Source organism: Brachybacterium sp. (genome assembly GCF_036379615.1).
GTDB lineage: Bacteria > Actinomycetota > Actinomycetes > Actinomycetales > Dermabacteraceae > Brachybacterium.
In genome coordinates this window covers 1-26934 of the sequence record NZ_DASVGJ010000040.1, presented here as the reverse complement: position 1 = coordinate 26934, position 26934 = coordinate 1, and the positions used below count along the sequence as shown (strand labels likewise).

The 26934-nt window shown below is 71.7% G+C and carries 18 protein-coding genes and 2 pseudogenes; 8 read left to right on the top strand and 12 right to left on the bottom strand.

The window, feature by feature from the left end; genetic code table 11:
• The first annotated feature begins 217 nt into the window (after positions 1 to 217).
• Positions 218 to 2140, top strand: a complete 1923-nt coding sequence (locus tag VF289_RS07570) for a hypothetical protein (protein ID WP_330882689.1) — start codon at positions 218 to 220, stop codon at positions 2138 to 2140.
• Positions 2141 to 2218: 78 nt separating this feature from the next.
• The gene (locus tag VF289_RS07565; RefSeq protein ID WP_330882688.1) at positions 2219 to 3526 is read left to right on the top strand and encodes an acetyl-CoA C-acyltransferase; all 1308 of its coding nucleotides are present in this window, start codon (positions 2219 to 2221) and stop codon (positions 3524 to 3526) included.
• 315 nt (positions 3527 to 3841) lie between these two features.
• Here VF289_RS07565 and VF289_RS07560 read toward each other — a convergent pair whose 3' ends face one another.
• A complete protein-coding gene (locus VF289_RS07560) occupies positions 3842 to 4987 on the bottom strand; it encodes a Gfo/Idh/MocA family oxidoreductase (protein WP_330882686.1) in 1146 nt (381 codons plus the stop codon).
• A complete protein-coding gene (locus VF289_RS07555; RefSeq protein ID WP_330882684.1) occupies positions 4984 to 5808 on the bottom strand; it encodes a sugar phosphate isomerase/epimerase in 825 nt (274 codons plus the stop codon). The genes VF289_RS07560 and VF289_RS07555 overlap by 4 nt, the downstream gene beginning before the upstream one ends.
• 137 nt (positions 5809 to 5945) lie before the next feature.
• Between VF289_RS07555 and VF289_RS07550 the strand changes: the two genes are divergently transcribed.
• Positions 5946 to 6578: a helix-turn-helix domain-containing protein gene (locus VF289_RS07550; protein ID WP_330882682.1), complete on the top strand. Its 633-nt coding sequence runs from the start codon at positions 5946 to 5948 to the stop codon at positions 6576 to 6578.
• 92 nt (positions 6579 to 6670) lie between these two features.
• On the opposite strand, the gene VF289_RS07545 is transcribed toward VF289_RS07550, so the two are convergent.
• Positions 6671 to 7966 carry an ABC transporter substrate-binding protein gene (locus VF289_RS07545; RefSeq protein WP_330882680.1) on the bottom strand — a complete coding sequence of 432 codons (1296 nt, stop codon included), beginning with the start codon at positions 7964 to 7966 and terminating at the stop codon, positions 6671 to 6673.
• A gap of 391 nt (positions 7967 to 8357) precedes the next feature.
• Positions 8358 to 9650: a Fic family protein gene (locus tag VF289_RS07540; protein ID WP_330882678.1), complete on the bottom strand. Its 1293-nt coding sequence runs from the start codon at positions 9648 to 9650 to the stop codon at positions 8358 to 8360.
• Positions 9651 to 9839: 189 nt separating this feature from the next.
• Here VF289_RS07540 and VF289_RS07535 point away from each other — a divergent pair, with 189 nt between their 5' ends.
• Positions 9840 to 11096 carry an MFS transporter gene (locus VF289_RS07535; protein WP_330882810.1) on the top strand — a complete coding sequence of 419 codons (1257 nt, stop codon included), beginning with the start codon at positions 9840 to 9842 and terminating at the stop codon, positions 11094 to 11096.
• Positions 11097 to 11346: 250 nt separating this feature from the next.
• On the opposite strand, the gene VF289_RS07530 is transcribed toward VF289_RS07535, so the two are convergent.
• The 5 genes and pseudogenes from VF289_RS07530 to VF289_RS07510 all read right to left on the bottom strand — a co-directional run bounded on the left by VF289_RS07530 (position 11347) and on the right by VF289_RS07510 (position 16374).
• The gene (locus VF289_RS07530; RefSeq protein ID WP_330882676.1) at positions 11347 to 12330 is read right to left on the bottom strand and encodes a PfkB family carbohydrate kinase; all 984 of its coding nucleotides are present in this window, start codon (positions 12328 to 12330) and stop codon (positions 11347 to 11349) included.
• Positions 12327 to 13790 (bottom strand): purine-cytosine permease family protein, encoded by a 1464-nt coding sequence (locus tag VF289_RS07525; protein WP_330882675.1) that lies wholly within the window; start codon positions 13788 to 13790, stop codon positions 12327 to 12329. Before VF289_RS07525 ends, VF289_RS07530 begins: the two co-directional genes overlap by 4 nt.
• A 41-nt stretch (positions 13791 to 13831) precedes the next feature.
• A complete protein-coding gene (locus VF289_RS07520; protein WP_330882673.1) occupies positions 13832 to 14857 on the bottom strand; it encodes an ADP-ribosylglycohydrolase family protein in 1026 nt (341 codons plus the stop codon).
• A pseudogene (locus VF289_RS07515) lies at positions 14857 to 15546 on the bottom strand (GntR family transcriptional regulator); the annotation flags it as partial. The pseudogene VF289_RS07515 and the gene VF289_RS07520, both read right to left, overlap by 1 nt.
• A gap of 166 nt (positions 15547 to 15712) precedes the next feature.
• Positions 15713 to 16374: pseudogene (locus tag VF289_RS07510) on the bottom strand (helix-turn-helix transcriptional regulator).
• Positions 16375 to 16483: 109 nt separating this feature from the next.
• On the opposite strand from VF289_RS07510, the gene VF289_RS07505 reads away from it, so the two are divergent.
• Positions 16484 to 17215 (top strand): alpha/beta hydrolase, encoded by a 732-nt coding sequence (locus tag VF289_RS07505; protein ID WP_330882671.1) that lies wholly within the window; start codon positions 16484 to 16486, stop codon positions 17213 to 17215.
• A gap of 63 nt (positions 17216 to 17278) precedes the next feature.
• Here the strand turns inward: VF289_RS07505 and VF289_RS07500 are convergent, their stop codons facing one another.
• Complete coding sequence (locus VF289_RS07500; RefSeq protein ID WP_330882669.1) at positions 17279 to 18547, bottom strand: hypothetical protein; 1269 nt, start codon at positions 18545 to 18547, stop codon at positions 17279 to 17281.
• Between the two features lie 132 nt (positions 18548 to 18679).
• On the opposite strand from VF289_RS07500, the gene VF289_RS07495 reads away from it, so the two are divergent.
• Genes VF289_RS07495 through VF289_RS07485 form a run of 3 tightly spaced genes read left to right on the top strand, consistent with a single transcriptional unit; the run spans position 18680 to position 23834 of the window.
• Positions 18680 to 19747 carry a MoxR family ATPase gene (locus tag VF289_RS07495; RefSeq protein ID WP_330882667.1) on the top strand — a complete coding sequence of 356 codons (1068 nt, stop codon included), beginning with the start codon at positions 18680 to 18682 and terminating at the stop codon, positions 19745 to 19747.
• Complete coding sequence (locus VF289_RS07490) at positions 19744 to 21237, top strand: DUF58 domain-containing protein (RefSeq protein WP_330882666.1); 1494 nt, start codon at positions 19744 to 19746, stop codon at positions 21235 to 21237. The genes VF289_RS07495 and VF289_RS07490 overlap by 4 nt, the downstream gene beginning before the upstream one ends.
• On the top strand, positions 21234 to 23834 hold the full coding sequence (locus VF289_RS07485; protein ID WP_330882664.1) for a DUF3488 and transglutaminase-like domain-containing protein: 2601 nt from the start codon (positions 21234 to 21236) through the stop codon (positions 23832 to 23834). The genes VF289_RS07490 and VF289_RS07485 overlap by 4 nt, the downstream gene beginning before the upstream one ends.
• Before the next feature lie 155 nt (positions 23835 to 23989).
• On the opposite strand, the gene VF289_RS07480 is transcribed toward VF289_RS07485, so the two are convergent.
• Together VF289_RS07480 and VF289_RS07475 are read right to left on the bottom strand one after the other, a co-directional pair.
• Positions 23990 to 25102 (bottom strand): ROK family transcriptional regulator, encoded by a 1113-nt coding sequence (locus VF289_RS07480; RefSeq protein WP_330882662.1) that lies wholly within the window; start codon positions 25100 to 25102, stop codon positions 23990 to 23992.
• Between the two features lie 212 nt (positions 25103 to 25314).
• On the bottom strand, positions 25315 to 26934 hold a 1620-nt coding region (locus tag VF289_RS07475; RefSeq protein ID WP_330882660.1), incomplete at its 5' end, for an extracellular solute-binding protein.

The following is a 26934-nucleotide window of genomic DNA, read 5'->3' as shown; positions in this document are numbered from 1 at the left end:
CGTCGGCGGGGGAGCGGCGGCGACGAGCGATGACGACGCACATCGGCGGGGAGCATCGGTGGGGAATGGGAGATCCTCGCGGGCGGGGGTTAGTCTTCCGGGCACCCGAAGCACCGATCTCTCGGGGCACTGACCACCCGAGCGAGGACGATCCGCCATGACCGCAGCAGCGCCAGGTTCCGGCGGGCGTCGCCGGAGCGCCGTTCCGCGCACACACGTGCCCACCAGCGCGCGCACCAGCGTGCGCACCCGTGTGCGGGGAGTGCTCCGCAGGCTCGCCGTCAGCCCGCCCGCTCGAGCACTCGCCCGTGAGCTCGAGAGCAGAACGGCCGTGCGCGACGCGCTCGAGACGCACGGTCATGGCGCCCGCCTGCGTCGTCTCGCCGTAGACCCGCTGCCGCCCGGTCACCGCTACGCCCAGCTCACCCTCGAGAACCCGGCGGCGCACGACGGCGCCGACGTGCACCTGATCGAGCACGGAGAGGTCGTCTACGGCGCCCGGATCGAGGCTCCGCCCGCAGGAGCGGCGCTGGAGATCCGGAACATCGTCGTCTCCTCGTCGGACCCCACGGACGTCACCATCGACCTCCCCGCTCCGTACCGTCTGGACCTCAGCCCCCTCCCCTTCACCACACCGGAGCAGGACGCCTACGACCGCAAGTACGGGGTGCGGCGCCGCGACGGACTGTTCAGCTCGGTGCGCGGCAACACCACGAACCCCTCGCGACTGCTGGTCACCTTCCCCGGCTTCCCGCCCGCGAACTCACGCGTCTCCTACGCAGTCAGCTACCTCAAGGCCCTCACCGAGGAGGACCTCGCCGACACCCTGATGGTCTGCGTCCAGGACCGCTACGCCGTGGCCGGGACGTACATGGTCCGCGACGACGCCGGCCGCCCCCTCGTCGGCCGACTCACCGCCGCGGTCACCGCTCTGCGGCAGCGCTACGGGATCGCCGAGGAGGACGTGCTGCTGTTCGGCGCCTCCAAGGGCGCCTCGATCGCGGCGATGACCGCCCACGATCTGCCCGGGGCTCACCTGGTGCTGGTCGCCCCGCAGATGGACCTGCCCTACTACTGCGCCAAGCCCGTGCTGCGCGGCGGACTGTTCCGCGACCGGGCCCTGTGGGAGATCGAGCAGCCCGGCGCGCTGCTGCGGCGCTACCTCGCCGGAGGGCGGCGCATCGACTACTTCTACTCGGACTCCGACGAGTCCAGCAACGCCTCGCTCATCGAATACGCCGGCGATGCGGAGGGTCTGACCAAGCACCGCATCGGCGGCGCCCACGCCGACGTCGCCAAGCGATCGCTGCCCACCGTGCTCTCCTTGCTGCGCGGCTTCGCCAGCGGGGCGGGCGACAGTGCGGCCGACGGAGCGAACGCGCAGGACGCGCCCGGCGAGACAGCGTCACCAGGGCCGCCGCTGGTGTGCACCGAGCTGACCACCACCCGTCACGGCGCGCTGCTCACGCACCGTGTGCAGCTGGCGGACGATTCCGTGCCCGGGACCGCGAACGTCTACCTCGAGGGCCGGCTGGGCCGCACCCGCTTCCGCCAGCTGCTCTCGACCGGCACGGACCCCGCAGCCCGGTATACCTCGGAGAACCAGCGGGTGGACCCGGCGCTGCATCCGGCGAGCTTCACCCACGTCGTCGCGATCGACGGCTCCGGACGGCGACGCGTCGGGGAGCTGCCCGCCGCGCAGAGCGCAGAGAGCCCGGACGATGCTGCGGAGGTGGTCACCTCCCGCCATCCACAGGGCGCACCCGAGCCGCTGACCTGCCATGCCGTCGACCCGCGCGACTACGCGCTGCTGGGGAGGGAGGGTGCTGCTTCGCTGCGGGTCCGCTACCTGGGGGAGCTCCTGGACCCGCACGGCGACACCGCCGAGCTGCGCCTGGTGGCGAGCCTCGAGGATGAGCGCGGTGGCCCGTCGGCCGCACCCGACCTGCGGGCCCGCCTCACGATGGCCGCGCTCACGGGCTGGCACGACCTGCCCGTGCTCGCCCGCCGGGTGGCGGTCGCCGCCGAGGTGGAGCAGCTGCACGTGCTCGTCGCCGACCCTCACCTCCCCGAGGAGCAGCTCCGCGAGCTCGCAGGACTGGAGTGGCCGGCAGTGACCCTCGAGCGCATTCCCCGCTGACGCTCGGGATCCCGCCCCAGGCACGGGGCGGAAGAGGATGATGGCCCCACCGGATCGATCCTCGACAAGGAGCGCCCCATGTCCAGCACCGCACGTTCCGCCAGCACCACCAGCCCGGCCAGCACTGCCAGCTCTGACCGCGCCGCCAGCACCGTCGGCCCGGTCAATACTGCCAGCTCTGCCAGCGCCGCCGCTGTCCCGCCCGCCGTCGAGCCCGTGATCGTGGCCGGGGCTCGCACTCCCTTCACGCGCCTGCTCTCGCAGCAGGCGTCGCTGAGCGCCGTGGACCTCGGCGCCCACGCGATCCGTCACGCCCTGTCCCGCTCCGGCGTCGATGCCGCCGCGATCGACACCGTGATCATGGGGCAGGTGGTCCAGGCCGGTCAGGGGCAGAACCCGGCCCGGCAGTCCGCTCTCGCCGCGGGTCTGGGCTGGGACGTCCCGGCCGTGACGCTGAACAAGGTGTGCCTCTCGGGACTCACCGCGGTGATCGATGCCGCTCGCCTGATCCGCACAGGGGAGGCAACCGCCGTGATCGCCGGCGGGCAGGAGTCGATGAGCAACGGCCCGCACCTGCTGCCCGGCTCCCGCACCGGCACCAAGTACGGGCCCGCGACCCTGCTCGACTCCGTCGCGCACGACGGACTCACCGACGCCCTCAGCCAGGAATCCATGGGTGACCTCACCGAACGCGGCAACACCGAGCTCGGGATCGATCGCCGCGCCCAGGACGAGGTCGCCGCCGCCTCCCACCAGCGCGCCGCCGCCGCGACCGAGGCCGGGATCCACGCCGAGGAGATCGCGCCGATCGAGATCCCTCGGCGCACGGGGGAGGCCCTGCTCGTTGACCGCGACGAAGGGGTCCGCCCGGACACCACCGCCGAGACCCTGGCTCGCCTGCGCCCCGCCTTCGCGACGGACGGCACCATCACCGCCGGCAACTCCTCGCCGCTCTCCGACGGCGCCGCCGCCCTCGTGATCACCTCCCGCGCCTATGCCGAGGAGCACGGCCTCACGATCCTCGCCGCGATCGGAGCGCCCGGTCAGGTGGCTGGTCCGCGGGACTCCTCCCTGCACTCCCAGCCCTCCGCCGCTCTGCAGGCGGCGCTGCAGCGGGCCGGCTGGCAGGCGGGGGACCTGGACCTGATCGAGATCAACGAGGCCTTCGGCGCCGTGGTGGCCCAGTCGCTCACCGATCTGGAGTTTCCACTGGAGCGGACCAACATCCACGGCGGCGCGATCGCCCTCGGTCACCCCATCGGTGCCTCCGGTGCACGCCTGGCCCTGACGGCGGCGCTCGAGCTGGCCCGCCGCGGCGGCGGCCGGGCCGGGGTGAGCCTCTGCGGAGGCGGCGGCCAGGGCGAGGCCCTGCTGCTCAGCGCCTGAGCCCGCGGCCGGGGCCGTGCGGACGGTGAGGGACGACCCCGTCCTGCGGTCCCGCCGGCCTGCCCTGCGGTCCCGCCGGCCTGCCCTGCGGTCCCGTCGGCCTGTCCCGCGGTGCCGTCGGCTTGTCCTGCGGGCCCGTCGGCCGGCGCACACGATGACGCGCTGAGGACCTATGCGAGTGCATCGCATAGGTCCTCAGCGCGAAATGGCCGTCGGCTCCGGCCCGGGCCGCGGGTCGGCGGCGGGCAGAGAGTCGCCGGCCCGGGACGCGGGGCGCGGCCCGAGCCGCCGCGGGCCCGTGGGGTGCCGGCTGCGTCAGAGAGTGCGGGCCAGCGGGTCGAAGTCCGCGGGGACCGCGGGGATCTCGGAGACGGAAGAGTTCAGGGTGACGAACTCTCCGCTGGCGGCGGATTCCTCGGCCGAGAGCATGATGTCCAGGACGTGGTAGCCCACCTCGCCGGTGGCGATGTGCGGGCGACCCTCGTGGATCGAGCGGACCATGTCCAGCAGGCCCAGGCCGCGACCGGTGGTCGGGCCCTCCTGCGGGACCTCGATCCACTCCTGCTCCGGCGGGCGCTCGCCGAAGGACTCGAAGGGGCGCACGTACGCGATGCGGCCCTCGAACATGTTCGGATCGGGCACCACCAGCGAGCCCTCGGTGCCGTGGATCTCGACGATGCCCTGGCGGGCCAGCGGCGAGTCGAAGCTCAGCAGTGAGGTGCCGGTCTGGCCGCCCTCGAACTGGGTGAGCACGGAGATCGTGGAGGGCACCTCGACCGGGAACGTGGTCCCGGCCTGGTCGCCCACCTGGATCGTGCGCTCCTCGAGGGCCTTCAGGCCGATCGCGGCGACCTTCTCGACGGTGCCGAACAGGCTCACCAGGGTGGTGAAGTAGTACGGGCCCATGTCCAGCAGCGGTCCCGCACCCTTGGCGAACAGGAAGCCGGGGTTGGGGTGGAACACCTCGGGGCCCTGCCACTGCATGGAGGTCTGCGCGAACAGCGGGCGGCCGATGAGGCCGTCGAGGATCGCGCGCTTGGCGGTCTGCACGCCGGCGCCGAGCACCGTGTCCGGCGCGCAGCCCACGCGCAGTCCGGCCTCGTCGGCCTGCTTCAGCAGCGCGGCGGTGGACTCGCGGTCCAGGCCCAGCGGCTTCTCGGTCCACACATGCTTGCCCGCGGCGATCGCAGCGGAGGAGATCTCGGCGTGCGTGGCCGGCAGGGTCAGGTTCACCACGACCTGCACGCCCGGGTGGTCCAGCACGTCCTGGGCGCTGCCGGAGGCGGGCACGCCGTGCTTCTCCGCCTGGGCGGCGGCGCGGTCGGCGTCGATGTCGCCGAGTATCAGCACCTCGACGTCCGGGAAGGAGTTCAGGTTCTCGAGGTAGGTGTCCGAGATGACGCCGACGCCGATGAAGCCGACGCCCACGGGGCCGGTGAAGGGCTTGGGGGTGTTGCTCATGCGGCGAGCCCTCCGTCGATCAGGAAGCGGTAGCTGTTCTCGATGTCCTCGAACACCTCGCCGGGGGCGTTGTCGTACTCGATGACGGCGTACTTGACGCCGGTCGCCGCCTTCATGGCCTCGATGGTGGGGACCTCGCCCTCACCGGCGTGGCGCTGGTCCAGGCTCGAGGAGCTGAACTTCGGGGCGTCCGGCGCAAAGGGGTTGGTCTCGGGCTTGATGCCGTCCTTGACGTGGATCGCGACGAGCCGGTCGCCGAGCTCCTTGACCAGGGCGACGACGTCCTGGCCGCCCACGAGCGCCCAGTAGAGGTCCAGCTCGATCGCGACCGAGGGGTCCACGAGCGAGAGGAAGCGCTGGTAGGCGCTCTGTCCGTCGAAGTCCGCGAGGAACTCCTGGGCGTGGTTGTGGTAGCCGACGGTGAGGCCGAACTCCTTGGCCTTCTCCGAGGCGGCGTTGAGGCGCTCGGCGATGTCCTTCACGCCGTCCTCGGTGATCCAGCGCTCGGTGGGGACCATCGGGTCGATGACGGTCTTCATGCCGATCTCGGCCGCGGCCTCGAAGACGACCTCGTTGGCCGGGGTCGGGATGGAGCCGTCCGGGGTCCACAGCTCGTCCGAGAGCAGCGGGGCGTGACCGGTGGGGGAGGCCAGGCCGCTCGCATCGAGCGCGGCGCGGATCTCCTTCGGGCGGCACACGAAGTCGAAGGCCTCGACGTTCTTCAGGCCGATCTTCGCGAGCTTGTCCAGGGAGCCGTTCATGTCGGCGGAGAACTCCGCGGCCAGCGTGTACAGCTGGACGGAGGCGAGAGGCAGTGCCACGTCGAACCTGCTTTCGTACGTCGTTGTCAGAGAGTGGGTCGCACCGCACGAGTGATGCGTGGCGTCAGCGTAACAAAAAACCCACCAGTCGGAGGTTTTTTCTCCGATCGGTCTCGACGGGTGGGTACATTGGCATCATGAGCACCGAGGAGAGCGCCGCCGACAGCGCCGAAGCGAGCGCCGCCCGCGGCATCGGTCGCGCCGGCTCCTACTCCAAGGGAATCGCCCGCCGGCAGGAGATCCTCGACCGTGCCATCGAGGTGTTCCGCGAGCGCGGGGCCGACGGCACGTCGCTGCGCCGCATCGCCCAGGCCATCGGGGTCTCCCATGGCGCGCTGCTGCACTACTTCTCCTCCCGGGAGGAGCTGCTGGTCGCGGTCTATGCGCACGCCGAGCATCGGCGCGACCTCGACAAGGGTGACCGCGGCGACGTGCGCGCGGTCGACGTGATGGCCGATGCGGCGCTGTCGAACCTCGAGGTCCCGGGCCTGGTCCAGCTCTACTCGACGCTCGTGGCGACCTCGCTCGAGGTCGAGGCGGGGCCCGCCAAGGAGTTCTTCACGGGCCGCTTCGAGCGGGTGCGCGACAGCCTCGAGCAGCGGCTGCGCACAGATCAGGAGGCGGGACTCGTACGGGGAGACGTCGATCCCGCCCGCACCGCCGCTCTGATCGTCGCCGCCAGCGACGGTCTGCAGATCCAGTGGCTGCTCGACCCCACGATCGAGCTGCAGCAGACCCTCGAGACGTTCGCGGTGCTGCTCGCGCCGTGACCTCTGCGTTCATCCCGGGGCCCGACGTCCGCCGTCGGGCGAGGGTGTGCTCGTGCGCAGCCAGTGCGCGGTAAGGACGCCTGTTCAGGCGATCAGGAGATCGCTGCTTCGAGCTCCTCGACAAGGCGGGCACCGGCCTCGGCTGGCGTGATGGTTCCGAAGAGCATGTCCTCGCCCGCGCGGTTGATGATGTTCATCAGCTCTCCCGCGCCGGGCGGGGTGAGTTCGGGGGCCGGGCCGAGCTCGCCCTCGATCGATTCGAGGTACTCGACGACGCGCAGGTTGATGTCGTCGAGATCGGGGGTGATCGCCTCACGCACCTCAAGGTTCGGGGGGACGCCACGCTCGACGGAGAGTATCGTGCCGGCGTCGGTGGAGTTCGACAGGAAGTCCACGAAGTCCAGTGCGGCTTCTGGGTCTGCTGCGTTCGCGGAGATCGACCAGTACATCGAGGCCTTGTACCAGAGGCCGACGTCGGCCGCGGAACCGGTCAGCGATGGCGGGCGCAGGATCTCGATGCCTGTGGAGACCGCGTCATGGTGGGCGACGGCTTGGTTGGACAGTGCAACGGTCATCGCGGCCCGGCCGGTGTTGAACCGTGACTGGTCGAAGCCTGCGGCGCCATCCTCGATGGCCAGCGATGCCTCCGGACCCGCCCCGGAGTCCTGGATCGTCTGCACGAACTCGTAGTACTCGGTGGCCGCCGCCGCGTCGAACGCCAGGCCGCCGCCTTCGTAGCGGTCCAGGCCCAGCTGCCTCAAGTACACGTGGAACGTGGTCTCGTTGAGCCCGATCTGATTCACGCCATAGGTGCCGCCATCGGTCGCCGAGGTGATCCGAGCCGCGATGTCGAGAAGTTCGTCCCAGGTCCACGTCGTGTCATCCGGCAGGTCGATCCCAGCGGCCTCGAAGACGGCGGGGTTCGCGATCACCGAGAAGGCGTTGATCCCGGCGTTGATGCCGACCAGCTGCCCGTCGCCCAGCTCGCCGACAGGCACGGTTCCCTCCGCGAAGCTGGAGGTGTCGAAACCTGCCGCGCCGAGGTCCAGCAGCTGGCCGCGCGTGCCGAATTCCGCCATGTACTTCTCGTCCATCTGGATGATGTCGGGGGCGTCCCCGCCGGCGGTCTGGGTGGCGAGCTTGTCCCAGTAGCCGCTCCACTCGCCGGGCTCTGTCGAGATCGCCGGCGCCTCCTCGCGCGTGGTGTAGTCGTCCACCACCTGCTGGGTGAGCTCATGGCGGGTGGAGTTGCCCCACCAGGTGAAGCGCAGAGAAGGCGACCCGTCTCCGCCTCCGTTGCCACCGGAGGCGTTCGGGCCGCAGGAGGCCAGGGCGGTGGCAGCGGGCAGGGCGAGGCCTGCGGCGAGGATCTGGCGTCTGTCAAGCATTCGATCTGCTCCAATGCGATGGGCTCGAAGGGAACTGCGGAGTGCGAGTGCTGCGGGTGCTGTGCAGATCCGGCGCGGGGCCACGGGCAGCTCTCCCTCGTCGGAGATCCTGCGGAGCCCGGGCCGTGCCGCCTCGATGCGTCATACAGGACCTGGGTCGGCTGCCACCTATAGAGTGATCGATCACTCTCATAAAAAGCTAGTTCTCTCCTCCGGTGCTGTCAAGGATTCCGGGCGGACGGGGGTGGTATTCGGCTACCACCGTGACTGCCTCGAGCTACGGTCGACCCCGAGATCAGAGCGAGCGGAGAAGACCCGCAAGACGATTGCCCTCACCGCTGAGAGCCGTGAGGTGCAAGCCGTCGGCGAGCCCCCGCGGCGTTGGCCGGCTTCACATCCTGCGTGGCGCCGGGACCGCCCGCATCGGCGGGGAGATCGCGGTGTCGAAAGCGCGGCTCGCCATCGCGCGTTCGCTGCGTGTGATGAGGTCCAGGACGTCGAGCGAGACGTAGGCCCGTTGGGCGCGTCCGATGGAGATCGTCTCCAGGACTCCGTACTCGGTGAGCTGGGCCAGAGCGGACTGGGCGGCGGTGGTGGTCACTCCGTGCATGCGCGTCACTGTTGTGGTGGTCAGCACCGGGGTGCCCGGCAGGGAGTCCAGGATCGTCCACAGCGCTGAGTCGCGGCGGGTCGCTCTCACCTTTCCCTCCCGTTGACGGGCGTCGGAGATCATGGCCTGCCATTCCGCCCGCAGCGTGACGAGGCGCGTCTCCAGCTCCGTCGCCTGCTCGGCGGCAACGCGCACCGCGTTCGAGAAGGTGAGCACCCATGATTCGATCGCGGCAGAGTGCTGCGGCGAGTCTGCGGGGCCCTCCACCCGGAAGGAATCGAGGCCGTCGATGTATTCCTGCTGACGTGTCGCGAGCACGAGGCTGACCGGAAGGATCGCCTCCGCGGTGAGTCCGCGGCGAGTGAGAACGGTGTGGATCACTGCACGCCCCACACGCCCGTTGCCATCGGGGAAAGGGTGGATGGTCTCGAACTGGGCGTGAGCGAGCGCAGCTTGGATGATCGGGGAGTGGACGGCGCCGGACATGTACTGGACCAGGTCCTGAAGGAGAGCGGGCACTTCCTCCGGGGGCGGGGGCACGTGTGCGGCATCGAGGGGGTGATACCGCGATCCGCCGATCCAGTTCTGCGTGGTGCGCACGCCCCGCAGCTCGGGCGGGTCCGGGATGAGCGACGACTGCAGGGCCACCAGATCGTTCACGGTGACCGTGTCGTTCTCGGCCATGGCGTCCGAGGCGTCACGCACGATCGTCATGTTCCGGGCCACCTGCTGAGCGGTCTCGGAGAGGCCGCGGACGTCTTCGTCGAGAGCCAGTTCTGCGAGGGCGACATTCCTCGGGCTCGGAGCGATCCCTTCGATGTATGAGGAGGCGATGGCCTCGGAGCGCAGCAGGAAGCGCGAGACGAGCCCGAGGTCCCGGTGTGCTCCGCGGTTCAGGGCGCGCACTGCGCGCTCGGCGGCGGCCACCTGCGCATCGACCTCGGGTCCGATCGCCAGATGCATGCCGGTCAGGACACTCGGCGTGAAGGTGCGGAACTCTCCGGAGCGTCGATCAGCGCGGGGGATGCCGGAATCGTACGGGTTCTCCCAGTGCTGCGCGGCGAAGTGGCCCATGGATAGCCCCTAAGGTTGGCTCGGTGCCGTCAGGATCCAAGAATAGGTCTTAAAGTTGGACGCCGACCCGAGGACGCCCACCTTACGGCCTATCCCGGCGCCACCGCTCGCCATCGGGGAGACTGCTCCCGGGTCCCGGCGCGGCCCCACCGGCGCGCGCCCCGAGAGGCCCGTGAAACCGAGAGAAGGCTGAGTCCCACGAATCTGCAGGCCCCGCGTCGCTTCGGCCCCCTGCGCGACAAGCACTCCCGCCCGTACCTCCTCACCGCCGGGCTCTCGATGATGGGCGACAACATCGAGCACGTCATCACCTACTGGGTGCTGTGGGAGCTGTTCGCCTCGCCCTGGCTGGTGGGCTTCCAGGTGATCAGCCATTGGCTGCCGTTCCTGCTGTTCTCCGTGCTGTTCGGGGGCCTGGCGGAGAAGTACGACTGCCGGCGCATCATCCAGATCGCCCAGCTGCTGTTCGCCTTCGTGTCCCTGAGCTGGGGGCTGCTGTTCCTCACCGGGACGCTGGAGATGTGGAGCGCGTGCGTGCTGCTGGTGCTGCACGGAATAGCCGGTGCGCTGTGGGGCCCGGCCGAGCAGCTGATGCTCCACGACTTCGCCGACCCCGCTGAGCTGCCCAGCGCCGTGCGATTGAATGCGACCTTCAAGAGTCTGGGGGTCCTGGCCGGCCCCGTGGTCGGCTCGGTGCTGATGCTGGTGCTGGGGCCGACGTTCGGGATCCTCGCGAACATCCTGTTCTACCTGCCGATGACCCTGCTGATGCTGCGCACCCCCTTCACCGGGCACGTGCGCAGCGGCCACGTGCACACCGAGCGGATCTCGATCCTGGACACCCCGCGCGTGCTGCGCACCGTTGCCGACGACAAGGTGCTGGTGGGCATGATCGCGCTGGCCGGACTGATCGCGGTGTGCGTGGGCGCCTCCCTCCAGGTGGCGATGCCGAACTTCGCCGACGTGCTCGGTGCGGGGGACGAGGGCGGGATCGGCTACGGCGCGCTGCTGTTCGCCAACGGAGTCGGGGGAGTCGTGGGCGGCTTCCTGCTGGAGGCGACCGGCTTCCTCAAGGTCGACGTGCGCGGCGCGGTGATCGCAGCGGTGATGTTCGGGCTCACCTCGCTGATCGTCGCCACCACCACGCACTATGCCGTCGCGCTGATCGCGCTCGTGATCGGCGGGGTCGCGAACCTCGCCGCCACCGCGATCGGTCAGGCGCTGGTGCAGCTGCGCGCCCCGGCGGAGCAGCGCGGACGCGTGGTCGGGGTGTACTCGATGATCGGCAGCGGCATGCGCACCGGCAACGGCATCACCCTCGCCTGGCTCGGGGCCCTGCTCGGGGTGAGCGGCGCGGTCGCCGTGGGCGGGGCGGCGCTGATCGTCGGCGCCCTGCTGATCGCGGCGCTGATCGCCCTGCAGGCCCGGCAGGGGCGGGTTGCGTGAGCGGCGTGCGTCCGGGGCGTGCGCCGGTCAGCGCTTCTGCTTCTCCGGGGCGGGTGCGTGACGCCTTGCGAGGAAGGGCGTGGTGAGCGCGCCGCGCAAGGCGTAGAGATCCTCGAGGATCGCGTCCCGCTCTGCATCCGAGGTCTCCGCATCGAAGAACGAGACCCCGAGTGCGAGCGGCGACTCGTGGCCGTGGATCGGAGGGATGGAGACGGCGAACCCTCTCGTCCCCGGCAGGACCGCCCCCTCATCATCCGCCGGCCGTGAGCTCTGCGAGCATCGCCTCCGTCTCCGCGGCGCTCGGCGCGGTGGCCGGTCCGCGCCGGGTCACCGCGAGCGCCGCGGCGACGCCGGCCCGACGGACCGCAGGGTGCAGGTCCTCCCCGGCCGCGAGCCGCGCGCACAGCACGCCCGTGTGGGCATCACCCGCACCGTTGGTGTCGACGGCGCGGACCAGTGGAGCCGGCACGTCCACCACGTCCCTGCCGGGGGTGGCCAGGAACGCCCCGCGTGCGCCGGCGCGCAGCACGACGGTCCGTCCCGTGGTCGCCGTCAGGAGCGCGGCGAGCGCGGACGGGTCCTCGATCACGGCGACGTCGAGGGAGGCGTCGAGGCGCGGGAGCAGAAGGCGTGCCTCGCGCTCGTTCGAGCTCCAGATGTCGCAGCGGTCCAGGAGCGCTCGCACCGCCTCGAGGTCGGCGTCGCCGACCACGGGCGACGGGTCGACGACGACGGTGCAGGCGGCGGGAATGGTCGGCAGCCACGTGAGCAGCGCTTCCCGGTTCGCGGTGTGCGCCAGGGAGTAGCCGGAGACGCAGACGACGTCCCCGTCCCGGGCGTCGGCGGCATCCAACTGTGCGAGTGTGCTGTGGGCCTCGGCGCCGCTGGTGGAGATGAAGGTGCGTTCAGTCGAGTCGTCCACGAGGGCGATGCTGAACCCGGTGTCCCGGTCGGGATCGGGCGGGCTGAGGAGCTCCACTCCCTCTGCGGTCAGTGCGGCGCGGACGAGGTCGCCGAACGGTCCGGTGCCGTGACTGCCGGTGTGCGCGACGGCGGCTCCGTCGCGTGCGGCCGCGACCATGACGTTCACCCCGCCTCCGGCCAGGAGCTCGTGCGCCCTGGCGAAGACGTCGCCTCCCGGTTCCGGGATCGCGGGGATCCGCATCACGAGGTCCACCACGCCCTGGCCCGTGTGCAGGACTCGTCCGGGCCGGCGCTCGGCGACCGGGTTCATCGGGACGTCTCCACGCTGCGCAGTCCCAGCAATGCGTAGAGGGCTCCGCCGAGGGCGGCGGAGAGCACCCAGGCCATGCCATTGGCACCGATCCAGGTGTCGTGGAACGGCCCGGTGTACCAGGGCGTCTGCCCCGGGGAGACCTGCATGAACAGGGCCGCCACCGCGATCGCCACCAGCCAGGGGCCCATCGCCTCCCAGCGGCAGCCGCCGCGGTAGTGGTAGGTGCCGGCAGGGGAGAGGTCCAGCAGAGCCTCCGGGTCGTAGCTGCGGCGGCGGAGCATGTCGACCAGGAAGATGCCGACCCAGGCGGAGATCGGCACGGCCAGCAGTGAGATGAAGGTGATGAACGGGCCGTAGAAACCATCGGCCACCAGGAGGAAGAGCAGCGATGCGGTGGTGGTGATGACCACGTCCACGATCACCGCGTACGCCCGGGGGACGCGGAGTCCGAGGGTCAGGGTGGTCAGCCCCGCGGAGTACACCGAGAGGTGGTTGGACAGCAGCAGGCCGACGAACGAGACCGCGAGGTAGGCGACGGCGACCCCGTGAGGGAGCGTGTCGCGGATGGCGTCCAGCGGGTTCGCCGAGGTGGCGATGGACGCGTCGGACGCCCCCAGCAGCGAGCCCATCGAGATCATGATGACCAGTGGGATGCCTGCGCCGGCGGCGGCGGAGGCGACGAGGGAGAGGGCTCCCACTCGCGGCGCCTGGTAGCGGGCCATGTCAGCCCCGGAGTTCGCCCAGCCGATGCCGGTGCCCGCGGCGATCGTCCCGATCCCGGTGAGCACCGCAGCGGTGCTCCCGTGGGGCATCTCGGAGACCTGCTGCCAGTCGATGTTCACCACGAGGAACGCGAGGATCAGCAGGTTCACGGCACCGAAGATCCAGGTGGACCACTTCTGGACCACGAGGATGATCGCGTGGCCCATCCCGGAGACGGCGACGGTGAACGCGACGAAGAGAGCGACGCCGAGGACGGCGACCAGCGGGGCGGACTTCGCGTCCCCGCCGGTGCCGATGAGCAGCGAGCCGATGGTGACGACCGCCAGGGCTGCGGTGGAGGTGTTGACCGTCTCCCAGCCCAGGCGCGACAGCAGCGCCACGAGCGTCGGGCCCGCGTTCCCTCGGGTGCCGAAGACCGCCCGGGAGAGGGTCAGGCTCGGTGCGCCACCGCGGCGCCCGGCGATCGAGATCAGACCGACGATCGCGAACGAGCCGACCGCACCGATCACGGCGACGACGATCGACTGCCACACGGACAGTCCCAGGGCGATCAGACTCACGCCGAGCGGCAGTCCGAGCACCGAGATGTTCGCGGCGAACCACACCCAGAAGAGCTGGAGCGGATTGCCGGTGCGCTCGCTGACGGGGACGGGTTCGATGCCCCGCTGTTCGACAGCGGCCAGCGGGCGGTCGGTCATGCTGTGGGAGTCGGTCACAGGTGCTCGGGTGGACATCGGTGTCACCTCTCAGTGGGGAGCGTCAGGGGTGGGGAGCGTCAGGGGCGAGTGGCTCCGGCGCGCACGGCGAGGAGCTGCCGGGCGACGGGAGCGAGGTCGAGGCGGTTGACCTCGAGGACCTGCTGGACAGCGGTGGACGGGAAGGCCTCCGGTCCGTGGAGCGCGCCGAGCATCGCACCTGCCATGGCGGCCACCGTGTCGGTGTCCCCGCCGAGCGACGCCGCCAGGCACAGCGTCGCGAAGGGGTCCGATCGGCCGAGGTCGACCAGCAGGAGAGCTGCCACGACCGACTCCTGGGATTGCACCGAGGTGCCGACCACGTCGTAGAGGAACGCGTCCCTCTCCCGCGGCGCCATCGCCCGCAGCGGTGCGCGGAAGGCGGTGAAGCGGTCCGGGATGGAGGCCCCGGCGACCCAGTTCCCCAGGTGCGCTCCCTGCGCGGCGGCGGAGACCGCGGAGTCGAGTGCCTGGTCGGTGTCCGCGCCGTCCACGGCGGCGGAAACGGTCGCGGCGACGGCGGCGGCGCCTGAGATGCCGAGTCCTGTCCGATGGGTGACCTCGCTCGCGGTCACCACGGCCTCCAGGAGCCCGGTGCCTGGAGCGTGGGCGATGCCGACGGGGGCGATCCGCATCGCGGCGCCATTGGTGGTGCCGAATCGTCCGGTCTCCTCGACCGGTACCCCCGCCTGCAGTTTCTCGAGCGCGACCTTGGTGGAAGGTCCGAGGAGGTCGCGGGAGCCTCTGCGGATCATGTCCTGCTCCCAGGCGATGAGGGCCTCGGCGAAACGATGTGGATCCACCTGCCCGTCACCGGCGATGACGAGCTCGGCGAGCAGGAGGGCCTGTTCGGTGTCGTCGGTGATCGAGCCGGCGGGCATGCCCGGGGCGATCGGCTGGTCGTCGGGGCCGTCCAGCAGCCCCTCGATCCGACCGAAGCGGTCTCGGATCCGGGCGCGGGGGAGCGACTGCGTCGGCATGCCCAGGGCGTCGCCGAGTGCCAGGCCCGTGAGGGCGCCGATCGCCGCCTCCTCCTGCGAGGGGCGGGGGCGGTGCAGATGGGGCATCAGGAGTCTCCGAAGGTGAGGGAGAGGGTGAAGTGCTCGGGGTCCAGGAGGGAGACCACGTGCTCGACGAAACGGGCGTCGGCGGTGAACGACGTGCGCGCCGTGCGCAGGAATGCCGTGCCGGGGGAACGATGGAGCACGCGCGCCTCCCGCTCGTCGAGCGGGTGCACGTCGGCGTGCTGGGTGCCGCGGGCGGGCACGAGACCCGCCAGCTGAAGGGTCGCGGACAGCGAGCCGTCCACGAGCCCGTCCGTGGGGAGCGACCGGAGCTCGCCATCCCGCGGGACCGTGGCGCACTCGAAGGAGATCGGCCGCGCCTCTCCCGATCCCGTGCGCAGGCGGCGCACGCGGCGGACGCAGATGCCCTCGTCGAGCCGGACCGTCTCGGGCAGGAGCGGGATCGCGTCCCGACGCACGGGCTCGATGCCCAGCAGTCGGGTGTCGATGTCTCCGCCGGCGGAGGCGAGCGCCTGAGCCCAGCCGTGCTGCGGGTCCAGCTGCTGGCCGTCGAAGATCACGAACGAACCACGCCCGGTCTCCGTCGCGATCAGGCTCCGGTGCTGGAGCTCGCTGAGCGCCTGGCGGATGGTGCCGCGGGAGACGCCGAACTCCTCGGCGAGCCTGAGCTCGCCGTCGAGCTTCTGGCCCGGTTCGTAGTCGCCGTCCCGGATGCGCCGGGAGAGGGTCTCGACGATCACCTGTCGCTTGCCGCGCACTGCCTGTATTGACATGTACATACATGTACACCATGCGGTGCGCGGGCACCAGTCGTGTTCGCGGAGCGGTGGGCGGGGCGCTGGCGGCGCGGACAGATGTCGATGCCCGCGTGATGGCCGCAGAGGGCGATCGAGTCGGTCACTCGCCCCTGCCGTGCACCGGCCTGGCGTTCTCCGGGGCTCTCCGACCTCGTGGACCCAATGGCCGCTGACTGCGCTGGTGGTGGCGCTGGCCAGTTCGATGCGTGAGAGGGCGAACCACCTCATCGCGTCACGCAGTCGGCACCACGCGACCAGGTACCACCGGCCGCTCGTGGAGGCGAACAGCACGGGCTCGACGTCTCGGGTGGTCGTGATGCCGTCTCGCGACGTATAGCGGAGGCGGATCACCCGCTGCGCGACCATGGCCTCCTCCAGTGCTGACCTGACGGCGCGAGAGGAGGTGGGAGGGGCATCGACCCAGACACGATGGGCCAGCTCGTAGGCCTGCGCTCGGGTCCGGGGGTCGAGGACGTCCATGATCTTCCGGACCCCTGCCGCCGCCAGATCCGCGAAGGGGGCGTCAGGTGCGGCGGACACGGCCGCCATGAGGGCCACGGCCTGCGACGGGGACAGGGTGACGGGCGGCAGCGACCCGCCGCTGGCCAGACCGTACCCGCCGCCCGGGCCCGGACGGGACCAGATCGGCGCGCCGCTGTTCTCCAGCGCGGCGAGGTCCCGTTTGACCGTCCGCACCGACACCTCGAACTCCCGTGCCAGCCGGTCAGCGGAGACGCCCCGCGAGCCGCTGCGACGCAGCATCTCGGTGAGGGCATGCAGGCGTTCTGTGCGCCTCACGGCTCACGCCTCGGCAGACTCATGCCAAAAATAGTGACACCCCCTTGTCCCTCCGTGCCGGGAGGGTGGTCGCATGACGACTGCTGCGAGCACCCCGACCATCGTTCTCATCGCCGGCTCCTGGCTGGGAGCGTGGGCATGGGACGAAACCATCGAACACCTCGACGCCGCCCACTGCCGGACAGTCGCGATGACTCTGCCCGGTCTCGACGGCGGCGACACCGACCGCACGGCGAGGACTCTCGAGGACCAGGCGGCAGCGATCCGAGACGTCATCGCTCAGCGAGGCGATCAGCCTGCGATCCTTGTCGCGCACAGCGGTGCCAACGCCCCCGTCAGCCTCATCCTCGACCGGTATCCGGAGCTCGTCGCCCGAGTGGTGTGGGTCGATTCCGGCCCTGTGGCGGACGGCGCCGTGCTCGCCCCTGACTTCCCGGCCGAGCGCGAAGAGCTCCCTCTGCCATCGTTCGATGCCCTCGGAGAGCAGTCGAGCCTCGACGGCCTGAGCGTCGAGGCCCTCGAGCGTTTTCGGACGAGAGCCGTCCCGGAGCCCGCCACAGTGCTTCGCCACCCCGTCGAGCTCGTGGACGAGTCCCGCCACAGCATCCCGACGACCCTGGTGTGCTGCTCGATCTCGGGCGAACAGGTGATGGAGCTGGCCCGGGCAGGTCACCCCATGTTCGCCGAGGTCGCCAAGCTCGACACTATAGACATCATCGACCTTCCCACGGGGCACTGGCCCATGTGGAGCCGACCCCGCGACCTCGCCGAGGTGATCCGGTCAGCGGCGTCGCAGATCAGCTGAACCTCACTCGCAGCGGAAGGGCCCGACGCCGTCGTCGATCCGGATCCGGTGCCCGTGGGAGGCTCAGTCCTCGCGGCGGCGGTGATGCCAGAGCAGGCCCGCACCACCGGTCAGCGCGAGCGTCGCCAGGGCCGCGGGAGCGGTGATCTCCGTGCCGGTCTCGGCGAGCTCGTCGACACCGCCATCGGAGGTGCCGGTGCCGTTCTCGGAGTCGCCCCCCTCGGTGCTGTTGCCGTCGGAGTCGTCCTCGCCGGCGCCGCCGGCCTCGGCGGGGGAGGTGCCCACTTCGCCTCCGGAGACGCCGTGCGCGAACAGCTGGGTCATCAGCACGGCGAGCGCGGCCGTGTCCTGCTGGTCGGCGCTGTGCTCGGGCGTCGCCGCCGGGAAGTCGTTGGTCGCGGGGCCGGGCTCGGCCGGCCTGCCCGGGTTCTGCCCCGAGGCGTTCTGATCCTCGCCGGCCGACGGCGCCGGGCCGTCCTGGTCCTGTTCCTGGTCGCCCTGACCCTGGCCGTCCTGGCCGGAGCTGTCCTGGCCACCCTGGTCATCTCCCTGGTCATCGTCAGCACCCGGGAAGGGAGTGGTGGGCAGCTGCTCGTCCGGGTCGGAGTCGTCGTCGCCGGAACCATCGCCGGTGTCGTCACCAGTGTCACCGCTGGAGTCGTCGCCGGTCCCCGTATCGTCGCCGGTGCCGTCGTCGCCAGCATCGGTGCCGTCGTCGTCGCCGCCCTCGGAGCCGTCGTCCGTGCCGCCGTCGTCACTGCCGCCGCCGTCGCCCGGCGTCTCTTCCGGCGGATCGGACTCTTCCGGCGGGTCGGACTCCTCGGGAGGATCAGTCTCTTCGGGAGGATCCGTCTCTTCGGGAGGATCCGTCTCTTCCGGAGGGTCGGTCTCCTCAGGAGGATCCGTCTCTTCCGGCGGGTCCATCGGTTCCGCCGGCACCACAGTGAATGCGACGTCGGCCTGCGTTCCGCCCTCATCGATCTGTGCCCGGTACTCACCCTCGGCATCCACCGGGAAGCTCCACGCGACGGAGCCGTCCGACCCGGTCTGCTGGATCGGTTCAGGGACCGGCTGCGAGCCGTTCGGCGCGATCACGCTGATGGTCGCGTTCTGGCGCGGATCGAAGCACGTCCCGGTGACCGTGACTCCGTCGCCGACCTCCACGGTCTGTGCGCTCACGGACGCGCTCGCGGCCTTCCCCTCGCACTCCTCGCCCGCGGCGAGGGCCGGCGCCGGTGCCATCATCACGGCGGCGGGCCCGAGTGTGCATGCGGCTGCCAGCAGCAGGCCGGCCCCCAGATGACTGGCGGCGCGGCGGCGACGGACGGACATCAGAATTCCCCCTGCGACAGATTTGACCAGTCATACTGTATGAGCAATCGCCGCCCATTTGCCCGTGGGGAGTTCATACCGGGGCAAATTTTTCATGAACACCCGCTCGGTGGTGACTCGAAGGAGCCCGGCATGGCACAGGACGACGTCTCGACGAGTGCACCCGCCGTCTCCGCGGTGCAGGAGCCCGCTCAGCGCGAGGGCCAGCAGGGCCGCCGCAGCGCAGCGGCCACCCTCACCGAGGAGCAGGCGCAGGAGATCGCGCGCGAGGCCGCAGACATCGTCGAGGAGATCGCCACTGTCGTCGAGGGCAAGGACGAAGTGGCCCGGATCGCAGTGCTGGTGCTGCTGGCCGGCGGGCACCTGCTCATCGAGGACATCCCGGGCGTCGGCAAGACGATGCTCGCCAAGTCGCTTGCGGCCTCGCTCGGCGCGGAGCGCCACCGCATCCAGTTCACCCCGGACCTGCTGCCCGGCGATGTCACCGGCGCGAGCGTGTTCAACCAGGCCAGCAGCGAGTTCGAGTTCCGGCCCGGGGCGGTGTTCACCCAGATCCTGCTGGCCGACGAGATCAACCGCGCCTCCCCGAAGACGCAGTCCGCGCTGCTCGAGGCGATGGAGGAGCGGCAGGTCAGCGTCGACGGCACCACCTACGCCCTCGCCGAGCCGTTCATGGTGGTCGCCACCGCCAACCCCGTCGAGATGGAGGGCACCTACCGCCTGCCCGAGGCGCAGCGGGACCGCTTCCTCGCCCAGACCACGATGGGGTACCCGGTGCCCGCGGCGGAGGCGCGCATGCTCGCCGCCCAGACCGGGCCGGTGCCGGAGGGCGACCATGACGTGATCGACGCGGTCCGCACCCGCACCAGCCCCGAGCGGATCGCCGCCCATGTGGATGCGGTGCGCCGCGTCTACGCCTCCCCGGTGATCCTGGACTACGTGGTGCGCCTGGCCGAGGCCACCCGCGCCCACCCGCAGGTCACGCTCGGCGCCTCCCCGCGCGCGGCCGTGCACCTGGTGCGGGCCGCGAAGGCGAACGCCGCGCTGGCCGGCCGTCCCTTCCTCTCCCCGCAGGACATCGCCGACGTGATCTTCCCGGTGTGGCGCCATCGCCTGCACCTGACCCCGCAGGCCCTCTCCCGCGGGGCGAGCGCCGGCGACCTCGTCGATCAGGTGCTGCGCAGCACCCCGCAGGCGTGAGCACGAGCCCGAGCAGCCCTCGCCCGGGCACGATCCTGCGCCCCACCGGCCGCGGCGTCGTCGTCGCCGGGCTGTGCCTGGTGATGTGGGTGCTGGGCGACCTGACCCGCGTCGTCCCCGCGCGGCAGATCGCCGCCGCGCTGCTGATCATGCTGATCCTGGGCGGGATCGGGATCGCGGTCAGCAGTGTGGGCCTGCGGCCGAGGCGGCGCCTGATGGATGATGCGGTGCCCGTCGGCGGCACGGCCCGCGTGCTGCTCGAGATGGAGAGCGAGCCCTGGATCACGGTGCTGCCGCTGGGGCGAGGGATCGTGCGCGAGCACCTGCCCGAGGCGCTCGGGGGCCAGGGCGACCTGCCACTGACACCCCGGATGCCGCACATGCTGCGGGTGGGCCGACGCGGCCGGCACGACCTGGGCCCGTACTCGCTGATCGTCCGCGACCTGCTGGGCCTGTTCCACCTGCGCCGCACCGTCGCCGACGGGCTGTACCTCACCGGGCTGCCGGTGGTCGGCGAGATGGATCCCGCCGCCGAGCGCGCCACCGGCATCACCCGCGAGGGCGCTCTGCACGCCGCGCCCGCCCCCGGGGTCGGGGAGATCGGCCCCATCGCCCGGCCCTACGCCAGTGGGGACGACATCCGCCGCATCCACTGGCGCGCGAGCGCCCGCACCGGCCAGCTGATGACCCGCGAGGACGAGCCCGCCGCCGGGCAGAGCGCCGTGATCGTGCTCGACACCAGCAGGCGGAGGAACCTCACGGGCGAGGTCGAGGACGCGCTGGTCTCCCACGCCGCCACGGTGCTCGACGCCCTGGGCCGCAGCGGCTGGGAGGTGCGGATCGTCGACGCCAGCGGGGACGAGATCACCCGCACCGGTCGCCGCCGCGGGGTCCCCGGCCCGTCACCGCTGGGCAGCGAGGCCGACGCCGTCGAGCTGCGCGCCTCCCTGCTCGCCCTGGCCGACGTGGACTTCGACGACGACGCCTGCGGCGGGATCGGCCGCGACCACGCCGCCGGGCACACCGCCCTCGCGATCGCCCTCGGGCCCGACGACGGCGACCCCTTCTCCGGCCTCGAGCTGGACCGCTTCGCCGGCCGCGCCGCCCACCGCACCGCGATCGCGCTGCGGCCTGCGCTGGAGGGGGAGATGGCGGGCAGCGGCAGCCCGACGGGCGAGAGACCAGGGGGCGCGAGGCCGGGGGGCGAGAAGGCTGCGGGAGGGAAACCGTTGGGCGGGAGAACGGCGGGCGCGAATCCGGTGGGTGCGGAGACCGCAGGCGCCGCGCGGCCCCCGGCCCGCCGCATCGGCCCGGCCGACGGCGACGGCTTCGGCCGCGCCCACGAGCAGCACGCGCGGGAACTGGCAGAGGTCCGTGACCGGCACAGCCCCACCCGCTCCCGCCACGGCACCTGGACCCTGGTGCGCGGCACCGCCGCGGACACCCTCACCGACCTGCTCACGACGGCCGAGGAGGAGACACCCCGATGACCACGCTCGTCGGCCGCCCCGCGCTCGAGGGCGCCCACCTCGTCGGCCGTGCCGCGCTGCTGCTGCTCGCGCTGCTGCTGGCCTCCGCGCCCGTCTCCCAGCTGCTGGCCGGCTCGTCCTGGCTGACGCTGACCGTCGTCGCCGCCGCTCCCGTGATCCTCGGCGGGGTGGTGCTGCGCTCCGTGATGCGCCGGCAGATGCTCGTCCCCATCGCCCAGGCCGGGCTGCTGGTGGTGCTGGTGCTCGTGGTCGAGACCGTGCTGGGCCTGGCACGATGGCAGGAGGGCCCGCTCGCGGTCGCGACCAGCCAGATCGGGATCATCACCCGGGGGGTGAACGAGCTGGCCTCCGGCATCGCCCCGCTGACCCTCGGCGGCCCCGGCACGGTGCTGGTGGTGGCGCTGATCGGGCTGATGACGCTGCTGCTGGACATGATGTTCCTGGACCTGGGCTGGCACACGCCCACCGCACTGCTGCTGCTCGGCGCGGTGCTGATCCCCGCCCTGCAGCAGCCGGCCGGCGGAGAGTGGTGGCACCTCGCCGGGCCGGTGCTCGCCGGAGCGATGATCTTCGCGACCCGCACGATCCACGCGGATCCGCAGTATCTGCGCGGTGACCGCAGGCCGCAGGCGGGGCCGCGCGCCCAGCCGGGCCGCTCCCTCGCCGCGGTGGGGCTGTGCCTCGCCCTGGTCGCGGGGGCCTCGCCGCTGCTCGCCTCCGCCCTGCCGGAGGTGGCCCCGGCCCGGATCGCCCTGAACATCGACGTGCTCAAGAACTGGCAGGACCCGGACGCCCCCGCGCTCGGCCCGGTGATGATCGACGACGACGTCTCCGTGCGCCGCTCCCTGCTCCAGCAGGAGGACACCGAGGTGCTGCGCTACACCTCCACCGCCGAGGAGCCCTCCTACCTGCGCCTGCGCGCCCTGAACAGCTTCACCGGCGAGACCTACCGCGGCACCGCCGAGGGCGAGGATCCGGTGATGGGCCTGGATGCTTTCAGCGACGCCCGCGATGACGGCGTCGCCGTGGACGGCGGTACCGACGACTTCGTCGACACGGACATCCGGATCATGGACTTCGCCGGAGACCGACTCCCGATGCCGGACAACGTCCGCTCCGTCCAGGGCGAGGACGCGAGCCTGAACCGGGCGCTCACCCTCCAGCCCTCCAACGGGGAGGTCGCCGTCGGCCGGGTCCGCTCCGGGCTGCTGGGTCAGGAGTATAGCGTCGCCTCCGAACCGCGCACCTCCACCCCCGAGCAGCTGCGCACCGTGAACCCGGGTGTGTTCGAGCAGCCCTTCTCCGCCGGTTACACCTCCCGCGACGAGGTGCCGGACAGCGCGTCCACGCTCGCCGAGGAGATCGCCGCCGATGCCGGCGCGGAGAACGGCTATGACACCGCCGTCGCCTACCAGGACTACTTCCGCACCTCCTTCGCCTACTCCCTGACGGTCAACAGCCCGCCCGGGGAGGATCCGCTGGAGTCCTTCCTCGAGGACCGCATCGGCTACTGCGAGCAGTTCGCCGCCGCGTTCGCGCTGATGATGACCTCTCAGGGGTATCCCTCGCGCGTGGTCATCGGATTCACCCCCGGCGAGCAGGACGGCGAGGAGTGGACCGTCAGCGCGAAGAACGCCCACGCCTGGCCGGAGGTGTGGTTCGGCCCCACGCACGGCTGGGTCCGCTTCGAGCCGACGCCCGCCGCCGCCGCGAACGGCGTGACCCCGCCCGCGATGACCGAGCAGTCCGACGAGCCCGACGCCCCCTCGCCCACCCCCGAGACCCCGGAGGAGCAGGAGCCCACCGAGGAGCCGAGCAGCGCGGAGGACACCGCGGAGGCGCAGACCACCGAGGACACCGCCGCCGCCGAGGACTCCGACGACGGCGGCACCGGCCCCTCCGAGGCGACGGTGCAGCGGATCCAATGGGGGCTGGTGAGCGTGATGGCGCTCGGCGCCCTGCTCGCCGCCGCGGCCACCGCGACCGTGATCCTGATCCGTCGACGGCGCGTGCGCGCCCGTGACGAGCGCTGGGAGGCGCTGCTGGTGGGCGGAGGCGCTGCGGGTGCTGGGGCTGGTGCTGGAGCTGGGGCTGGCGGCGGGGCCTCCGCTGCCGGGCCCGGGGCCGCGGGCGCCGCCACCGGGCTGGAGGCCGAGCGGATGCATCGCCGGGCGGGGGCGCTGGCCTGGTCCGAGCTCATGCGGGAGCTCTCGGTGCGCGAGACCGCGATCCGCTGGCTCGGCATCACCGGGGCCTGGGGCAGACCGCCCACCAGGATCGCACTGGACCCCACCCTGCCCCCGCAGCAGGCGCTCGCGAAGCTGCTGGACAGCATCGACGCCGGGACCCTCGACGTCACGCCCGAGCACCGCGCCGCCGCAGCCCACGTGGCCGCGGCCTACACCACCGCCCGCTACGCCGCCCCGCTGCCCGACCCGGAGGTGGAGGACGAGGGCGGAGGGGAGAGCCGGGAGGCGCCGGGCCCCACAGCCGTCGGCGAGGCGTCGGACGGCGATTCCGTGCACCAGGGGAAGCCCCAGCACCCGCTGCGCCGTGACGCGGATCAGCTCATCGAGCTCATCCGCACCGCGCGCTGAGCTCCGGGCGACCGTTGCACAGTTGGCGTTGTGAGGCTGCGGAACGCCAACTGCGCAACGGTCGAACGGGCGTGACCCCCACTGCGCGATGCGACAGCGAACGCAGCAGGCCGGGCGATGGTGGCGCCGCGCCAGGCCGCCCCGAGCGATCGCACCTACTCCTCGAGCACGTACTCGTCCGCCTCGAGCGCGTCGAGGGCCAACCGGGCGGCGCCGAGGGGGACCACGTCCTCCCCGAGGGTGGACAGCGCGACCGCCGGGACGTTGATGCACATCGATTCCAGATGCCGGCGCACGGCGTCGAGGAACGCCCGCCCGCCGACGGTGAGCTCACCGGCGACCACCACCAGCTCGGGGTCCAGCACCGAGACCAGCACCGAGGCGGCGCGGGCCGTGTGGTGGGCGAGGTGGTCGGTGAGACGTGCCGCCTCCTGCTCTCCCTCGGCCGCGGCGCGGAAGACGTCCTCGGCGGTGCGGCCGGCGTCCTCGAGCACCGCCGCCGCATTCCACGTCTGATCCTGCAGCAGCCGGCCCAGCTCCGCGGCGGCTCCTGACCTGCCGTGATGGGCGCGTCCGCCCAGCACGATGCCCTGCCCGCTGGGCCGGCCCGAGAGGATCAGGGCGACGTCATCGGCGTAGCGGGCGGCGCCCTGCCATTTCTCGCCGAGCGCCGCGAGGGTGCCGTCGTTCCCGGCGACCGCCGAGCAGTCGAACCAGCTGCCGACCGTCCCTGCCAGGTCGAGGCCGGTCCAGCCGGGGATCTGGCTCGAACGGCGCACCCGACCGGAGGGGTCCACCACGCCGGTCGTCGCCGCACCGACGGACCAGACGGGACCGGCCGGGGCCGCGACCCGTCGGGCGAGCTCCCGTGCCGCCGCCAGGCGCTCCGGCGCGGGCAACCCCGGGGGGAGGGCGAGGCGTTCGCGGGCGATCACGACGCCGTCCAGATCTGTGGAGAGCGCGAGGACCGCCGCCCGGGAGAAGTGCAGGCCGAGCGCAGCCCCGGCGGTCGCGTGGAAGCTGTAACGCCGCGCGGGGCGGCCGGATCCGCCCGTGGTCGGCGCATGTGACTGGACCAGCTGACGGGAGGTCAGCTCCTCGAGGACCGCGGTGAGGGTCTGGCGGGAGAGCCCGGTCAGCTTCGCCATCTCGGACAGGGTGAGCTCCGGGTGCGCACGGAGCGTGGCCAGGACCGTCCGTCGGTTCCAGCGCCGCACGAGGGTGGTGTCGGCGCCGGAGAGACCGGGACCGGGGTCACTGGGGGTCATGCGGTGCCTCTCCGTGAACGTGCGGGGTCGAGCGGGCGGGCCGGGCAGGCGGGAACGGGCGGACCCGCGCCGGGCTCCGCCCGCCGCGGTCGCCTCGCCGTTCCCTGTCCATGACCTCGAAGGGTACTGGCCGTCGGGCGGCGCCGGGAGCGCGGGGGAGGCCGTGGGGCGAGCGAGGGAGCGCGTCCCGTCGCCCGCCCCACGGCCCGGCCTCACTTCCGGCGATCGTGCGCCGTCTGGTGCGCGGCCAGGTAGTCCGGCAGCCCGATCTGCTCGAACGTGGCGACGTGGTCGTCCCACTCGTCGAGGGAGCGCTCGCCGGTGACGAATGCCGCCAGGGACTCATCGGCGTACTTCGCGATGTCGTTGCCGATCGTGGTGATCCGCTGCGACTCCTCCGCGGAGAAGGTGAAGGCGGGCCACACCTCCTCCAGCGCGTAGGGCTCGACCACCTTCGCCCCCTCGGTGGACTGCTCCGAGGTCTCCACCCCGCGGAACCAGGTGTCGGTGGCCCAGCCGGGGTACCAGCCGCCCAGGTAGAGGACGTGCTCCTTGAGCCCCTCGTCGACCGAGCCGGACTCGGTGATCTCCGGGAGCAGCTCGAGCTTCCCGTCGACCTCGTGGTAGCTCTTCCCCTCGACGCCCAGGAAGAACAGACGCGCCCCCTCCTCGCTGAACCAGAAGTCCATCCAGCGGGCGAGCTCGATCGGGTGCTCGCAGTTGTCGGTCATCACGAAGTTGCCGATCGAGGAGAGCTCCGAGCGGACCGCATGCCAGGCCGGCTCGTCCCCGGAGCTGCGCACCAGGGGCGCGAGCGCCACATAGTTCTCGCCCTCCTCCCCGAAGAACCCGGCAGGGGCCTGCGTGGCGCAGGAGCCGAGCGTGCCCTCGGTGCCGGCGGAGGTGAAGGCGGCGAAGTCGGTGGCGAAGATGTCCTGCTGGAGCAGGTCGTCGGCGTAGAGGCCGTGGAGGTACTCGAGCATGTCCCGGTAGCCGTCGCTGGCCGGGTAGTAGCGCACCGCGCCCGTCTCGGGGTCGAGGTCCACTGCGGCACCGGCATCGGTGCCCTTGTTCGCGATCCCGAAGGTCCCGTAGAGGCACGAGAAGATGCTGCCGATGCCCTGGCCGCCCAGCGGGATCGCGCCGTCGCGCGAGCCCTTGACCTCCTCGAGGTAGGCCCGGTACTCGTCGAGCGTCTCGGGGGCGGACATCCCGGCCGCATCCAGCCAGTCCTTGCGAGCCCAGAACTTGGTCTGGTAGCGCAGGCCGAGCGCCTTCGGGTCATAGATCCCCGGCAGCGAATAGATGTTGCCGTCCGGGAAGGTCAGCCCCGTGCGCAGGGCCGGGTACTCCTCCATCCGGGCGGTGAGGTTCGGCATGTACTCGTCGATCAGCTGGTTCAGGGCCACGAACACGCCCTGCTCGCCGTACTTGGCGATGTCACCGCCGGGCACACCGGTGCGGTAGAAGGCCTCGGGGTAGTCGCCGCTGGTGAGCAGGAGGTTGCGACGCTCGGCGACGGCCTCCTCCCCGACCAGGCCCCAGTCCACCTCGATGTTGGTGATCGACTGGGTCTCCTGCACCGAGGAGATCTGGTTCCACTCCTCGGCGGAGGTGTTGGCCCGCCTCGACATCAGCGAGATCGTGATCGGCTCGTCGACGATCGGCATGCCCTCGGGGTTGAGGTTGTCGTCGGGGTTCTCGATCTTCTCGGCGGTGTCCGAGCTCTCCCCGCCGCCACCGCAGGCGGCCAGGGCCGCGGTGGAGGCCAGGACGGCGGAGGAGGCGAGAGCGGTGCGTCGGGTGAACGGGGAGATGGTCATGATGTCCTC

Bases quoted from the DNA above. Each gene is read 5' to 3' on its own strand.
- VF289_RS07565 (WP_330882688.1), top strand. From the start codon at position 2,219: ATGTCCAGCACCGCACGTTCCGCCAGCACCACCAGCCCGGCCAGCACT.
- VF289_RS07560 (WP_330882686.1), bottom strand. From the start codon at position 4,987: ATGAGCAACACCCCCAAGCCCTTCACCGGCCCCGTGGGCGTCGGCTTC.
- VF289_RS07550 (WP_330882682.1), top strand. From the start codon at position 5,946: ATGAGCACCGAGGAGAGCGCCGCCGACAGCGCCGAAGCGAGCGCCGCC.
- VF289_RS07545 (WP_330882680.1), bottom strand. From the start codon at position 7,966: ATGCTTGACAGACGCCAGATCCTCGCCGCAGGCCTCGCCCTGCCCGCT.
- VF289_RS07540 (WP_330882678.1), bottom strand. From the start codon at position 9,650: ATGGGCCACTTCGCCGCGCAGCACTGGGAGAACCCGTACGATTCCGGC.
- VF289_RS07530 (WP_330882676.1), bottom strand. From the start codon at position 12,330: ATGAACCCGGTCGCCGAGCGCCGGCCCGGACGAGTCCTGCACACGGGC.
- VF289_RS07525 (WP_330882675.1), bottom strand. From the start codon at position 13,790: ATGTCCACCCGAGCACCTGTGACCGACTCCCACAGCATGACCGACCGC.
- VF289_RS07520 (WP_330882673.1), bottom strand. From the start codon at position 14,857: ATGCCCCATCTGCACCGCCCCCGCCCCTCGCAGGAGGAGGCGGCGATC.
- VF289_RS07505 (WP_330882671.1), top strand. From the start codon at position 16,484: ATGACGACTGCTGCGAGCACCCCGACCATCGTTCTCATCGCCGGCTCC.
- VF289_RS07500 (WP_330882669.1), bottom strand. From the start codon at position 18,547: ATGTCCGTCCGTCGCCGCCGCGCCGCCAGTCATCTGGGGGCCGGCCTG.
- VF289_RS07495 (WP_330882667.1), top strand. From the start codon at position 18,680: ATGGCACAGGACGACGTCTCGACGAGTGCACCCGCCGTCTCCGCGGTG.
- VF289_RS07485 (WP_330882664.1), top strand. From the start codon at position 21,234: ATGACCACGCTCGTCGGCCGCCCCGCGCTCGAGGGCGCCCACCTCGTC.
- VF289_RS07480 (WP_330882662.1), bottom strand. From the start codon at position 25,102: ATGACCCCCAGTGACCCCGGTCCCGGTCTCTCCGGCGCCGACACCACC.